At 51.8% G+C, this 12,793-nt stretch carries 13 protein-coding genes, 1 tRNA gene and 1 rRNA gene; 14 read left to right on the forward strand and 1 reads right to left on the reverse strand.

The genetic code is table 11. The features are described from left to right. From rrf to BM124_RS04475, 7 genes are all read left to right on the forward strand, one after another. Nucleotides 1-95, forward strand: a 5S ribosomal RNA gene (rrf, locus tag BM124_RS04445); the annotation flags it as partial. A gap of 673 nt (nucleotides 96-768) precedes the next feature. After that, complete coding sequence (locus BM124_RS04450; RefSeq protein WP_093335561.1) at nucleotides 769-1,344, forward strand: LysE family translocator; 576 nt, start codon at nucleotides 769-771, stop codon at nucleotides 1,342-1,344. A 48-nt stretch (nucleotides 1,345-1,392) separates the two neighbouring features. Next, nucleotides 1,393-2,172, forward strand: coding sequence for an AraC family transcriptional regulator (locus tag BM124_RS04455; protein WP_093335562.1), 780 nt, complete (start codon nucleotides 1,393-1,395; stop codon nucleotides 2,170-2,172). A gap of 100 nt (nucleotides 2,173-2,272) precedes the next feature. Continuing rightward, nucleotides 2,273-2,968, forward strand: coding sequence for a 5-oxoprolinase subunit PxpB (gene pxpB / locus BM124_RS04460; RefSeq protein ID WP_244504234.1), 696 nt, complete (start codon nucleotides 2,273-2,275; stop codon nucleotides 2,966-2,968). Between the two features lie 5 nt (nucleotides 2,969-2,973). After that, nucleotides 2,974-3,735, forward strand: coding sequence for a LamB/YcsF family protein (locus BM124_RS04465; protein WP_093335889.1), 762 nt, complete (start codon nucleotides 2,974-2,976; stop codon nucleotides 3,733-3,735). Further along, nucleotides 3,732-4,712, forward strand: coding sequence for a 5-oxoprolinase subunit C family protein (locus BM124_RS04470; protein WP_093335565.1), 981 nt, complete (start codon nucleotides 3,732-3,734; stop codon nucleotides 4,710-4,712). The genes BM124_RS04465 and BM124_RS04470 overlap by 4 nt, the downstream gene beginning before the upstream one ends. A gap of 28 nt (nucleotides 4,713-4,740) precedes the next feature. Further along, on the forward strand, nucleotides 4,741-5,883 hold the full coding sequence (locus BM124_RS04475; protein WP_093335567.1) for a trans-sulfuration enzyme family protein: 1,143 nt from the start codon (nucleotides 4,741-4,743) through the stop codon (nucleotides 5,881-5,883). A 66-nt stretch (nucleotides 5,884-5,949) separates the two neighbouring features. Here the strand turns inward: BM124_RS04475 and BM124_RS18775 are convergent, their stop codons facing one another. Continuing rightward, nucleotides 5,950-6,090 carry a hypothetical protein gene (locus tag BM124_RS18775; protein ID WP_170840962.1) on the reverse strand — a complete coding sequence of 47 codons (141 nt, stop codon included), beginning with the start codon at nucleotides 6,088-6,090 and terminating at the stop codon, nucleotides 5,950-5,952. 159 nt (nucleotides 6,091-6,249) lie between these two features. Here BM124_RS18775 and BM124_RS04480 point away from each other — a divergent pair. The 7 genes from BM124_RS04480 to BM124_RS04510 all read left to right on the forward strand — a co-directional run bounded on the left by BM124_RS04480 (nucleotide 6,250) and on the right by BM124_RS04510 (nucleotide 12,352). After that, nucleotides 6,250-6,326: transfer RNA gene (locus tag BM124_RS04480), tRNA-Met, on the forward strand. Nucleotides 6,327-6,454: 128 nt separating this feature from the next. After that, nucleotides 6,455-7,447 carry a thiamine-phosphate kinase gene (gene thiL / locus BM124_RS04485; protein ID WP_170840963.1) on the forward strand — a complete coding sequence of 331 codons (993 nt, stop codon included), beginning with the start codon at nucleotides 6,455-6,457 and terminating at the stop codon, nucleotides 7,445-7,447. Nucleotides 7,448-7,463: 16 nt separating this feature from the next. Continuing rightward, a complete protein-coding gene (tsaE, locus tag BM124_RS04490; RefSeq protein WP_093335570.1) occupies nucleotides 7,464-7,937 on the forward strand; it encodes a tRNA (adenosine(37)-N6)-threonylcarbamoyltransferase complex ATPase subunit type 1 TsaE in 474 nt (157 codons plus the stop codon). Further along, nucleotides 7,918-8,622 carry a tRNA (adenosine(37)-N6)-threonylcarbamoyltransferase complex dimerization subunit type 1 TsaB gene (tsaB, locus tag BM124_RS04495; RefSeq protein ID WP_093335571.1) on the forward strand — a complete coding sequence of 235 codons (705 nt, stop codon included), beginning with the start codon at nucleotides 7,918-7,920 and terminating at the stop codon, nucleotides 8,620-8,622. The genes tsaE and tsaB overlap by 20 nt, the downstream gene beginning before the upstream one ends. Further along, nucleotides 8,615-9,082 (forward strand): ribosomal protein S18-alanine N-acetyltransferase, encoded by a 468-nt coding sequence (gene rimI / locus BM124_RS04500; RefSeq protein WP_093335573.1) that lies wholly within the window; start codon nucleotides 8,615-8,617, stop codon nucleotides 9,080-9,082. The genes tsaB and rimI overlap by 8 nt, the downstream gene beginning before the upstream one ends. Next, complete coding sequence (tsaD, locus tag BM124_RS04505) at nucleotides 9,063-10,085, forward strand: tRNA (adenosine(37)-N6)-threonylcarbamoyltransferase complex transferase subunit TsaD (RefSeq protein ID WP_093335575.1); 1,023 nt, start codon at nucleotides 9,063-9,065, stop codon at nucleotides 10,083-10,085. Before rimI ends, tsaD begins: the two co-directional genes overlap by 20 nt. A gap of 245 nt (nucleotides 10,086-10,330) precedes the next feature. Then, on the forward strand, nucleotides 10,331-12,352 hold the full coding sequence (locus BM124_RS04510; RefSeq protein WP_093335576.1) for a hypothetical protein: 2,022 nt from the start codon (nucleotides 10,331-10,333) through the stop codon (nucleotides 12,350-12,352). Nucleotides 12,353-12,793 lie beyond the last annotated feature (441 nt).

Raw genomic sequence — 12,793 nt, forward strand, 5'->3', positions numbered from 1 at the left:
TCCCACCCGTTCCCATGCCGAACACGGAAGTTAAGCTCTCCAGCGCCGATGATAATGAAGGGGCAACCCTTTGTGAAAGTAGGACGCCGCCAGGCACCAAAAGGACGGTCGGATTGTTATCCGGCGGTTCTTTTTTTTGGATGCCAATGTTCCGCTGTTGCCCGTTACGGATCTATGTTAGAAATGACGGCTCCCCGTCTTAGTTTGCAATCCGGGTATTTTTCCTTTAAGAAGTTGGTAAAGGAACGATTGCAGTTTCCACTTCCCTGCTCGTTTGATTTCCTGCAGAAAACGCAAAAAGTCGTGTGAGGTTTATGTCCAAAGACTATATGGCCATGATCATTTTAGAAAAATCATAACGACGTTTACATCTGCTATGGGGAGTGCAAACGCAACTATGAATTAACCATAGTTACGTTTCTCCGCTTTCCTGCACCCGTAAACGTCATTATGAACCCCTCTACGTTGCGTTTGTCCCTTTTTTATCGGGATAAACGCAACTGTAGAACCGGCGGCGCTGTTTTTAGACCATGCTGCATCCGGCGCGTCAGTGGACATTGTCATAGAAAAGCAGGGACGTGGTTTCCACGGAACCACTCTTTTCCGGCAGAGCACGATCGCAGCCCGGTTCGTGAAGCCGGACCTTTTCAGCAGTTTATAAAACAACTCAGCTCTCAACGAACCGAATGCATGGTGCAATAATGTACTATAGAATATAAAAAGAAAAAGATAGGATGACAGGAGAAACACTAGGAAAGGAGTTTCTCCATGAATATCACCTCTTTTTTTATCTACTGCGTTATTTCTACGTTCACCCCGGGGCCGGCGAATATTGTTATACTGTCCACCGTGTATAATTCCGGGATGAAAAAGGCTGCAAAATTTACTTACGGCGCCACAACGGCGTTTGGGTTACTGCTTTTTGTTTCGGCTTTTTTAAATAGTGTGCTTGTTTCCATTCTGCCGGGTATTCTGATTGTCATGCAGATACTTGGAAGCTGCTATATGCTCTACCTGGCGTGGCAGATATATAATACGCGCGCATCCAAGCCTTCTTCTGATAAAACCGGAACATTTTTGTCTGGTTTCGTGATGCAGTTTCTGAATCCAAAATTAGTTCTTTTTACGTTGACAGTCGTGCCGGGTTTTATACTGCCGCACTATACGTCTGTACCTGCCGTAGCAACAGGGGTCATCGCGGTCACATTGATTGGGTTTGCCGCATTTGTGACATGGCTGCTGTTTGGAAGCATCTTTCAGACATTTCTTCAAAAGTACAATAAGGTTGTTAACACCATCATGGCGGCATTTTTGGTATATTCCGCGGCTATGATATGGATGTAGGGCTGCCGGACGAATACCATTTTTAGAGACAAAGAAAGGGTGAGGGACGTGGAGAAGTTTGTTTATAAAAAGGCAGCGGGAATTACGGCGTTATCGGCGAGCATTCATGATTTTTCGTATAAAAAACACGCCCATGAAGAGTATGCTGTAGGTGTCACGATGCGGGGGATCCAGCGGTTTCATCTGGATGGAAGTCTGCAGAAGTCCCGCCCTGACGGCGTAATGCTTTTTAACCCGGAACAGGCACATGACGGAAGCGCCCAGGACGAGAACGGACTTGACTATATTATGCTTTATATCAAGCCTGAGCTGCTTTTAGAAGCAATTGGAAAAAAAGACATCGTACATTTTCCGGAACCGGTCGTCTACAATAATGAATTGAAACAAAGTATTTTACATCTGGGGCATGCCATCCTTACCGAAAAAGAGGATGCGTTAAGCAGTGAATTGTTTTTATCGCTGGCAGACAAGTTGATGACCGCGGAAGATCTCTTTACAGAAACGAAACAGGATACAAAGCGGATACAAAAAGCCAAGGCTCTTCTTCATGCCGATTTGGAAAACGGGTATCATCTGGATGACATATCAAAGGAGCTCGGTTTGTCGAAATATCAGTTTATCCGGCTTTTTAAGACAAATACAGGTATTTCACCGTACCAGTACTACCTTAACAGCAAAATAGAACTCGCTAAGCAGATCATCGAACATCAGGGCGATATCTATTCTGCTGTGGCAGAGGGTGGATTTGTGGATTTACCCCATTTAAACAGGCATTTCAAGAGTGTGTACGGGATCACGGCCTATGAATATAAGTCCCATTTATATTGATCAGCATATCTATTTTCATTTTCATATTCAGGGTATGTAAAACGGGCGGAAACCGGTATACTGGAGGAAAGACTTTATCTACAGGAAAAGGAAGATGTGTGTGGAACCGCTGCATGTGAACTTGATTAGTGACTCAGCATTGCAGGTGACATTTGGAACGTCGATTTCGGCAGAGACCCATCAACATATTATCGCATTCTGCAGAAAACTGGAGAAACGGCCGCTGCAGGGAATCCGGGAGTGGGTGCCTTCGTATACAGCGGTCACCGTTTTTTATGATCCGCTTCTCCTTTCGCCTGCTTCTCTTGAAACCTACTTATTGGATACATCGAAAGCAGTGGATGGCGCAGACCATTCTGATCCGGTGCCCGTGACGATTCCAGTGTGTTATGAGGAACCATTTGGTCCTGACCTGCATCACGTGGCAAACTATAACCAGTTAAAGCCCGGAGACGTGATTGAACGGCATTCGGAACCTGATTACCTTATCCATATGATGGGCTTCATGCCCGGTTTTCCGTACCTTGGGGGGATGAATAAAAGAATAGCGGCACCTCGTCTGGGTACACCGCGCCGAAACGTCCCGGCGGGTTCTGTGGGTATTGCAGGCACCCAGACGGGAGTCTATCCACTGGAGAGTCCCGGCGGATGGAATATTATCGGCCGGACCCCGAAAAAACTGTTTTTTCCGTCAAAGACTGATCCAATACTGCTGGAGGCTGGTATGACCATACGATTTACGCCGGTGAGCGCTCAGGAATTTCTCGACATCGAAGAGAAGGAGGCGTCGTATTGAAGAAAATGGTGGATCTGAACAGTGATGTAGGCGAAAGTTTTGGAGTCTACACACTCGGTAACGATGAGCGGGTTCTTTCTTATGTGACATCGGTCAACATTGCCTGCGGCTGCCACGCAGGCGATCATAACGTGATGGCCCGGACGACGGCGCTGGCTAAACAGTACGGCGCAGCTGTGGGGGCCCACCCCGGTTTCCCTGACCTCGGTGGATTTGGGCGGCGTCCGATGGCGGTCGATCCGGAGGAGATTTATCAGTTGATGATATACCAGATCGGAGCCCTGCAGGGATTCTGCCGGGCAGAGGATGTGCCTCTCCGACACGTGAAGCCGCACGGCGCTCTGTACAATCAGGCGGCCGGCGATTTTGATATGGCGGAAGCCGTGGCGGAGGCGGTAAAACGGGTGAACCCCGGCCTGACGCTGTTTGCCCCCGCCGGCAGCAAGCTGGTGGAAGCCGGCCGGCAGAAATCCCTCCGCACCGCATCCGAAGTATTTGCCGACCGGACGTATCAACCGGACGGTTCGCTCACCCCGCGTTCCCGGACAGATGCTGTACTGCACGATCCGGAGCAGGCGGCAGACCGTATTCTGCACATGCTCTCAAGTGGTGAGGTCGAAGCCGTGGACGGCACGAAACTGCCGGTGGAAGCAGACACGATTTGTGTGCACGGCGATACACCGGAGGCCCTGCAATTTCTGGACCGACTGTACCACATGCTGCACCAGCACGATGTCACGATTCACGCACCGGAGAACAGCCGATGAGTGCAGAAACACAAGTATGTATTGTAAAAAAAGCAGGGCTGTTCACGACGATTCAGGACGTGGGACGCCGGGGCTGGCAGAAGAAAGGAATTCCTCCGGCAGGGGTGATGGATCCGTATGCTTTTCAAATTGCCAACTTACTTGTGGGCAACGAGGGATATGAAGCGGTACTGGAAGTGACAATGCTTGGACCGGTGCTGCAGTTCACAAATCCGGCGGTAACAGCAGTGACAGGTGCAGATCTCCAGCCTGCTCTGAACGGCAGCCCGGTGGACAATTGGCATTCTTTCAGCGTCGGCGAAGGGGATGTCCTTTCCTTTGCCGGCACGAAAAAAGGGGCCCGCGCCTATATCGCCGTGCAGGGCGGATGGGATGGAGATAATATTCTCGGCAGCCGCTCCACCTATGTTAAAGCAGGAATCGGCGGCATGAACGGCAGGCCGCTTGAAAAAGGGGACCGGCTGTCCGCCCGCCGCCGCGGCCCGGTGCAAAAGCGGAGCAGCCGGCCGGCTTCAGCGCTCATTCCCGAATACGGTGGAGAAAAGGTGCTCCGCGTACTGGAAGGACCGGAGGCATCCGCCTTTACAGAAGAGTCCCTGCACGCATTTTACCACTCCCGTTTCACCGTCTCCAACGAGTCCGACCGGATGGGATGCCGGGTGGAAGAAGCCACTCTTATACACCGGGAATCCGCTGATATTCTATCTGACGCAGTTGACACCGGCACGATCCAGGCCGCTTCGGACGGGAGGCCGGTCATCTTGATGGCGGACCGTCAGACGACCGGCGGCTATACACGCCCGGCGTCGGTCATACAGGCGGATCTGCCGAAAGCTGCCCAGCTGCTGCCCGGACAGAAAATCAGATTTGAAAAGGTAACCCTTGCGCATGCGCATACTTTATGGAGAGAGCAGCAAAAGCAGCTCGCCTCCCTTGCTCTTGCTTCCAGAAACACGGCGGCAGCAGGAATGAATTGATCAGAACATGGACAGGAGTGAAGGAATTATGGAGAAAAAGTTTAATACCAAAGCGGTCCATTTTCAAAAAGGAGATGGAGAAAAAAATAAAAGCAAAACTAAGCCGATCTATCAGACATCGTCGTTTGCGTTTCAGGATCTTGAGGATATGGAGTCCTACTTCTCCGGGCGCAAAGACCATCTCTACACCCGCTACTCCAACCCGAATACGGATGATTTAGGATACGGTACAGCCCAGCTGGAAGGAGCTCCTGCAGGGGTGGCGACGTCATCGGGAATGTCTGCGATTCTGGCCGGGATTCTTGCCGCGGTTTCGCCGGGTGAACATATGATTGTTCCGCTCGATCTGTACGGCGGAACATACCAGCTGTTTCAGCAGGAACTGCAGGAATGGGGTTTTCAGGTATCTGTCGTGGACTTCACCGATAAAGAAGCGGTGGAAGCGGCGGTAAAAGAAGATACCCGGCTGCTGTATGCCGAATCCGTCACCAACCCGCTGCTGCGCCGCGAGAACATTGGAGAATTAAACCGGATCGCAGAGAAGCACAACTTGACCTTATTGATTGATAACACGTTCCCGTCGCCGTACTTTCTGCAGCCTTATGCAGAGGGAGCCGATCTTATCATCCACAGCGCGACCAAATACATAGGAGGCCATAGCGATGTGTCGGCCGGTGTACTCGTTGGAACGGAGGACAAGATAGCCAAGGCGAAAAAACGGGTGATCAATATCGGCGCCAACTTAAGCCCGTTTGAAGCGTGGCTCGCGTGCCGTGGTCTGAAAACGCTCAGTGTCCGGATGGAAAGGCAGGGGCAGAACGCCTCGGAGCTCGCCCGCTGGTTTCAGGAGAATACTTGGGCGGCAGCTGTCTATTATCCGCAGGACCTTTCTGATAAGGGGAACGGCGCCATGGTGAGTGTGGATCTCGGGAGTGCGTATGACGTAAATACTTTCTTTCAATCCCTCGACTGGATCAAAATCGTGCCTACGCTGGCCGGTGTGGAAACGACAGTATCCTATCCGTTGAATACATCCCACCGGGCGATTCCGGATGACATCCGCCAAAAGCTCGGTATTACCGCCGGGACGGTCCGGATTTCTGTCGGCATTGAAGACAAAGACGATATTACCGCTGCGTTTGCCGCTGCACTGGAGCAGGCAGCACGTTAACGGATCAAAAGCATCCCTCCCACATGGACACACATGCAGGGAGGGGCTTTTTCTATAGGAAGCCTGTTACTTTTTGTTCAGATATTGAATAAACTCCTGGTAAATACTGATGTTGTCGGTCAGAAGCATAATCGGCAGAAAGACAAACGTCATGAGCACGAGTACATTAGCCAGCAGTGCCGCACGCAAGTATTTCCAGGTTTTCATGATGCCACCTCCTTCCCGATTTGTGTCGAAATTTTCTTATAATTAATGTAACATCTCTGTAACAACTGGACAAGAAAAATTTTTAAAAAGGTACTTGTCATCCTGGAGAGCATATGGTATATTATAAAAGTGGCGTTAACAGAGCACATAGTAACACATCGCGGGGTGGAGCAGTTCGGTAGCTCGTCGGGCTCATAACCCGGAGGTCGTAGGTTCGAATCCTACCCCCGCAACCAATTATACAAAACATGCAAAAGCCCTTAGAAGGCTTTTTTTTTATTTTCAACAGCAATCAAAGGCGGTGCGTTTTCTTTCGGAATGCGTTACACTGGAAGAAATGATGCGCACAAAAAGGATGTCACCGATGCCGAAAGATGAATTTGAATGGATCCGTCAGCATACGCCTGAGCGTTACAACCATTCCGGTGTGATAGAGGGGATCGGCGATGATGCAGCGGTGTATGCGGCCGAAGATGGTTTTGATGAGATATTATGTGTCGACACGATGGTGGAAGAGGTCCATTTTAAAAAACAGACGATGAGCCCGTATGATACCGGACATAAAGCACTGGCCGTGAATATCAGTGATATTGCAGCGATGGCCGGTATTCCTGTTTATTATATCGTCTCGATCGCCGTACCTCCCTCCTGGACGGATGAAGAACTTCAGGAGCTTTACAACGGTATGGGGGCGCTTGCAGCGGAATACGACATGGACATGATCGGCGGCGATACCGTGTCCTCGCAGTCCGGTCTCGTTATCTCTGTCACCGTCCACGGCAGGGTGGAGAAAGGGCGTCATCTCCTCCGGCGGAACGCGCTCCCAGGAGATATCGTCTTTGTGACAAACCCCACCGGCAGATCAGCGGCCGGCCTGGACTGGCTGCTGCAGCACGGCCGCGGACAGAACTGCCCGGAGCCGTTTCAGACGCTGACCGCCTATCATCAGCGCCCGCGTCCGAGAGTCGAAGAAGGCCGGATCATTGCCGGAACCGCCCCGACTGCTTCCTTAAACGATATCAGCGACGGACTTGCAAGTGAGGCAAATGAAATAGCGGAAGCGTCCGGGGTGAAGCTGCAGTTACGACAGCAGGACATACCAGCTGCCACGGAACTGAAAGAAGCAGCCGGCGGGGACTCGTACTGGGACTGGATTTTTTACGGAGGGGAAGACTTCGAACTGATTGGAACTGCCCGGGAGAAAAACTGGTCCCTGCTTCAGCAGAACATGAAGGAGGAAGGGTTTCCCCTTTATGCCATCGGCCGGGTGCAGGAAGGTCCGCCGCTTGTCACCCTGCTGGATGGAACAGAAGAACAAACCCTTCCCAAAAAAGGATACAATCATTTTCAATCATAAAGGCAGGCGAACCTGAATGTCTTTTTCTTTCACAAGTCATTCCCCGTCTGAGACGATGCAGTTCGGCGGGAGGCTCGGTGTTGTCGTGCAGAGCGGGGATGTGATCACACTGGACGGAGACCTCGGCGCAGGAAAAACCCATTTAACCAAAGGTCTTGCTGACGCGCTCAGCGTCAAAGAAATCGTAAACAGTCCCACCTTCACCATCATAAAAGAATACAGCGGTCTGTTCCCTCTCTATCATATGGATCTGTACCGGCTGGACGGGGAAGAAGCAGATGAAATCGGTCTGGAAGAGTACCTGGAAAGCAGCGGGGTCTGTGTGGTGGAGTGGGCGGAAAAAATCAGGGATCTGCTTCCTGACAACCGGCTGCAGATTACAATGGAGCGGCGCGGGGAAGAAGAGCGTATTATCCGGCTGCTTCCTGTCGGTGAAAGCTTTACGCGACGATGCAAGGAGCTTGAGAATCATGAAAATACTGGCGATTGATACGTCAAGTCATGTCATGGGAACGGCGGTTTCCTCAGAAAACGGAATCTTGGCGGAATATATAACAAACTTCAAAAAGAACCACTCGCTGCGTTTAATGCCTGCTGTTCATCAGATGATGAAGGAAGTGGATATGGCACCGGAAGAACTGGATGCGGTAGCGGCAGCAAAGGGACCGGGTTCATACACCGGTGTCCGGATTGGCGTGACAACCGCCAAAACAATGGCGTGGTCGCTCGGTATTCCGGTGTACGGCATATCGAGCCTGATGCAGCTGGCAGCGGGCGGTACCTGGTTTCCCGGCTTGATATGTCCGTTTGCGGATGCGCGGCGGGGAAGAGTGTACACCGGGCTGTACCGCTTTCGAAACGGCATTTTGACTACTGAACGTTCAGACCGGGTAACCTCTCTTGACGACTGGCTGGAAAAGCTGAACGAAACAGAGAAACCGGTCCTCTTTTTAAGCAGAGACTCAAAACAGCACGAGTCGGCGATCAGGGACACACTTGGAGAACGTGCCGTGTTCGGAGGGGACGCCGAAAACCGTCCCCGTCCGTCTGATCTGATCAGCCTTACGGCGCAGATGGAGCCGCAGCCGCCTCATTCGCTCGTTCCTGAATACGCCCAGATGGCGGAAGCGGAAAAGAAGTGGTACGCCGCGGAAGAAGGGCGGACGTATGAGTAACAGTCCCATTATTCGTTTCATGGAGGAACGTGACCTGGAAGGAATTCTTGAGGTCGAGCATGACGCTTTTCAAATGCCGTGGACGAAATACGCTTTTTTCAATGAATTGATGAACAATCAGTTCGCTCATTATCTGGTCGTGGAATGGGACGGCCGTATTATCGGTTACTGCGGGGTATGGATCATTATTGACGAAGCCCATATCACGAATGTGGCGGTTCATTCGGCGTACCGCGGATACCGGCTCGGAGAACTCCTCATGAAAAATGTGCTCGATATGGCGCATGCCTACGGGGCCCTTACGATGACGCTCGAAGTCCGGGTAAGCAATGTCATCGCCCAGTCCCTCTACAAAAAACTCGGATTCCAGCCGGGCGGTATCCGGAAAAATTATTATACCGACAATAAAGAAGATGCGTTGGTAATGTGGGTGAATATCGATGACTACAAATTCAACTGATTCAGAGCGGCTGCTCGCCATCGAAACGAGCTGCGATGAGACGGCGGCCGCCGTGGTGCAGGGCGGCAGTAACGTTTTGTCGAATGTTGTGGCGTCACAGATTGACAGCCATAAGCGGTTCGGCGGCGTTGTGCCGGAAATTGCATCGCGCCACCACACCGAAACAATAACCATGATTATGGAAGAAGCACTGAACGAGGCGGGACTCACCTTTTCGGACCTGGACGGCATTGCCGTAACCGAAGGACCGGGCCTTGTCGGAGCGCTTCTGGTCGGCGTAAATGCCGCCAAAGCCGCCGCTTTTGCGCACGGGCTTCCGCTTCTTCCTGTGCACCATATCGCCGGCCACATTCAAGCGGCACGGCTTGAACGCAAGTGGCAGTATCCGGCGCTTGCGCTCGTTGTGTCGGGCGGACATACCGACCTTGTCCTGTTACGAGAAGAAGGGGACTATGAAGTTATCGGCCGGACCCGGGATGATGCAGCGGGGGAAGCCTATGACAAAGTAGCGAGAACGCTCGGACTTCCTTATCCGGGAGGTCCTCATGTGGATCAACTCGCCTCTACCGGAAGAGCTGACATCCCGCTCCCCATTGCATGGCTCGAAGAAGGATCATTTGATTTCAGCTTCAGCGGCTTGAAGTCAGCGGTTCTAAACACTGTCCACAATGCAGAGCAGCGCGGGGAAACGTTATCCACAGCCGATGTCGCCGCAAGCTTCCAGGCGAGCGTAATCGAAGTGCTTGTGGAAAAGACAAGACGCGCGGCGGAGGAATACGAAGTAAAGCAGGTCGTACTTGCCGGGGGGGTGGCAGCCAACCAAGGGCTGCGCGCGGCAATGGAAGACGCTTTCAAAGAAGCCGGTCCGGCATTGACAATCCCCCCTTTCCGGTATTGCACCGACAATGCGGCGATGATCGGGGCCGCCGCTCATATCCAATGGAAAAAAGGAATCACCGCCTGTTGGGATTTAAACGGCGTACCAGGCTTGGCCTTATATTAAGGTCAAGCTTTTTTTGTCTACAAAACGTAAAGAATGTGGAGACTGTGTAAAAGTCATCTTGTGGATAATGGGGATAAACAGGTGGAAAACTAATAAATCAGTAATGAGCAGTGTGAACAGTGAAACTGTGTATAACATCGTATTTTTTGTGAATAAGTGCGGAAAACCCAATCACATAGATGTTTGTATGTTAATAAGTTTGTTGATAGTGTGGATGAATCCGGGTGGAAGGAGATATTGCGCGAGTGGCGGATAATACGGAAAGTCAAACGTGGTGGATCTTCATTTTCGCTATGATACTCTCTTTTTTGATCATGCTGCCACACGGGGTGCAGGCAAAAGAAGAGCATGCGGTGCTTGTACTCGTGCCGGGATTGGAAATGGAAGATTACTTTTTGCTGCTGGAGGACAAGCGGCTCGCAGAAGGAGTGGCAGCCGGAGCATTGAATCGTGTCACAGCCGGGCCATTATCTCCTGTGGATGAACTGCTTACGTTAAGTGCCGGTGCGCGTGCGCGGGCGGACGAAGTTATACTGCAGGACCGGATAACTGAAAAAAAGACTGGAAACCATCTTTGTTATCATCTTCCCGGATTCAAGAAAGTGCGGAAGGAGAATGAACAGGGCGGTTATGGCGCCGCTCCGGGGACACTTTCGGAGATGATACGTGAACACGGGGGTGCCGTCCGTTTTGCCGGACACAGTGACAGAAGGGGCCAGAAGCGCGGGTATGCGCCTTTCTTAGCGGCTGATTTTCAGGGCAGAATATGCGGCAGCCGGGAAGTGGTTGTGGATAAAAACGAATCTGCTCCCGGGGGCTGGATGATGAATCCACAGAAAACACTGGAGTGGGTGGATAACGTTCAGCAGCATACTTCCTCAAGCCTGACCGTCGTGGAATGGGGAGACCTTTACCGAACACAAAGAGCAGAGCAGGATGTTTCCGGAAGCCGCGCGCTTGAGTCGCTCATGGAGGCTTTGCGCGGACTGAAAAAAGGAAATAGTCCGCTATTTCTCATGGGAGTGGATCCATCCACAGATAAGATGATTCCGTTTGCGATGTGGACGAAGGAGAGCGGAACCTCTACGCAGCGGCTCGTGTCGACAACCACCGGCCAGCCGTATCTTGGAAGCAGTGTGGACGCAGCTTCCACGCTTGCCGCCGTCTTTACCAAGCACACCGCCGCACCCCTTATTCCGGGAGAGACAGCAGAGCTTGCGGACATGAAAAAAGTGCTCCGCGGGATGCAGACGATTCACGATACGCGCACCACGGTGCTTGGGCCCTACATTTCGGTACTGATTGTACTGCTGGCTGCGGCGTTTTTCTTCAGAGCTCCGCGCCCGGTTATGCATGCCGCTGTCGCGGCCGGGATGGCTTCACCGACTGCCTTCCTGCTGATTCCGGCACTTTTCGGCCGGCCTGTGGATAACGTTTTTCTCTATACAGGAAGCATTGCCGCCGCGGCTCTCTTGATAGGGACGATCACCTCTGTCCTGGCCCGTGAGAAGGCACCGCTCGTCCTCTCTACGCTGTTGATTATAATCATCAGCATAGATCTTCTGAACAGTGCTCAAGCCATCCAGCAGTCTTATCTCGGCTACGACCCTTTGATCGGCGCCAGGTACAGCGGCATCGGCAACGAGCTTGGCGGTTTCTTCGCTGCAGCAGCAGTCATCTGTCTGGAACCGGTGCTCCGGTACGGAAAAAAAGCGGTACTTCCGCTGATTCTCTTGTTTCTGATCATCACCGGAAGTGCATCTCTTGGAAAAAACGCCGGCGTAACATTGGCGTCCGGGCTGATGTTCGGTACTCTTTGGATGAAAGAGTTTCGCGCCGCCGGCTGGAAATATGTATGGACGGTTGCAGTTGCTCTCGTGCTTCTTTTAGGTGTGCTGCTCTGGGGACTTCAGTTTACAGGCGGACACTCCCACATTGGAGCAGCATTCCAGCAGCTGCTGCAGGGAGAATGGGATGAACTCGGTGCGCTGCTTCAGCGGAAATGGGAGATGAACATCAAGATTATATTTCACTCCAGCTGGACGAAGCTGTTGATTGCGAGCTACGCGATTGCCGCTTTTTATATGCTGATCGAAACAAAGGCGATGAGGCCGTCACAGCAGCTCGTGTTAAAAGCAGGAGCCGCCGGTTCGATCTTTCTCCTGCTTCTAAATGACTCCGGTGCCGTCGCCGCCTCCACCTCGATGTTCTATCTGCTCTGTGTCCGCTACATTTGGCATGCGCAATACCACGTTGCTGGTAGATAAAAAAGGACTGGGACAAAAGAGAATAGTTTTGATGAAAAGCCGAACATTCAAAAATCCAGATTAAGAAGCACGCATAAAGCATAGTCAAAACACGCAGGCTCCAGCGGGAACAGTACGAGTCACGGGTACTCCGCAGGAAGCTTCATGCAGCGACGCGGGCTCTTTGTTGCGTCGGCTCGTTCGTTTCCCGGGTGAACGCAACCTCTATTCGTTCATGATGACGTTTACGGGTGCACGAAACCCTCTAAAGTGCTTTATGAATCATTCATAATGACGTTTATGGGCGCACCGGATACTCTAAAGTGTCTCATGCGTCATGCCTAACGACGTTTAAGGCGACGCTCAACCCCCTAAAGTGCCTTATGACCTGTTCCCAATGAACGTCCGTCGACCCGCTTTCCATCCAACCTGAACGAAACAAACGCCTCCATTTTCTACAAA

Origin of the sequence: Salibacterium halotolerans, from assembly GCF_900115625.1 — a bacterium.
Lineage (GTDB): Bacteria > Bacillota > Bacilli > Bacillales > Marinococcaceae > Salibacterium > Salibacterium halotolerans.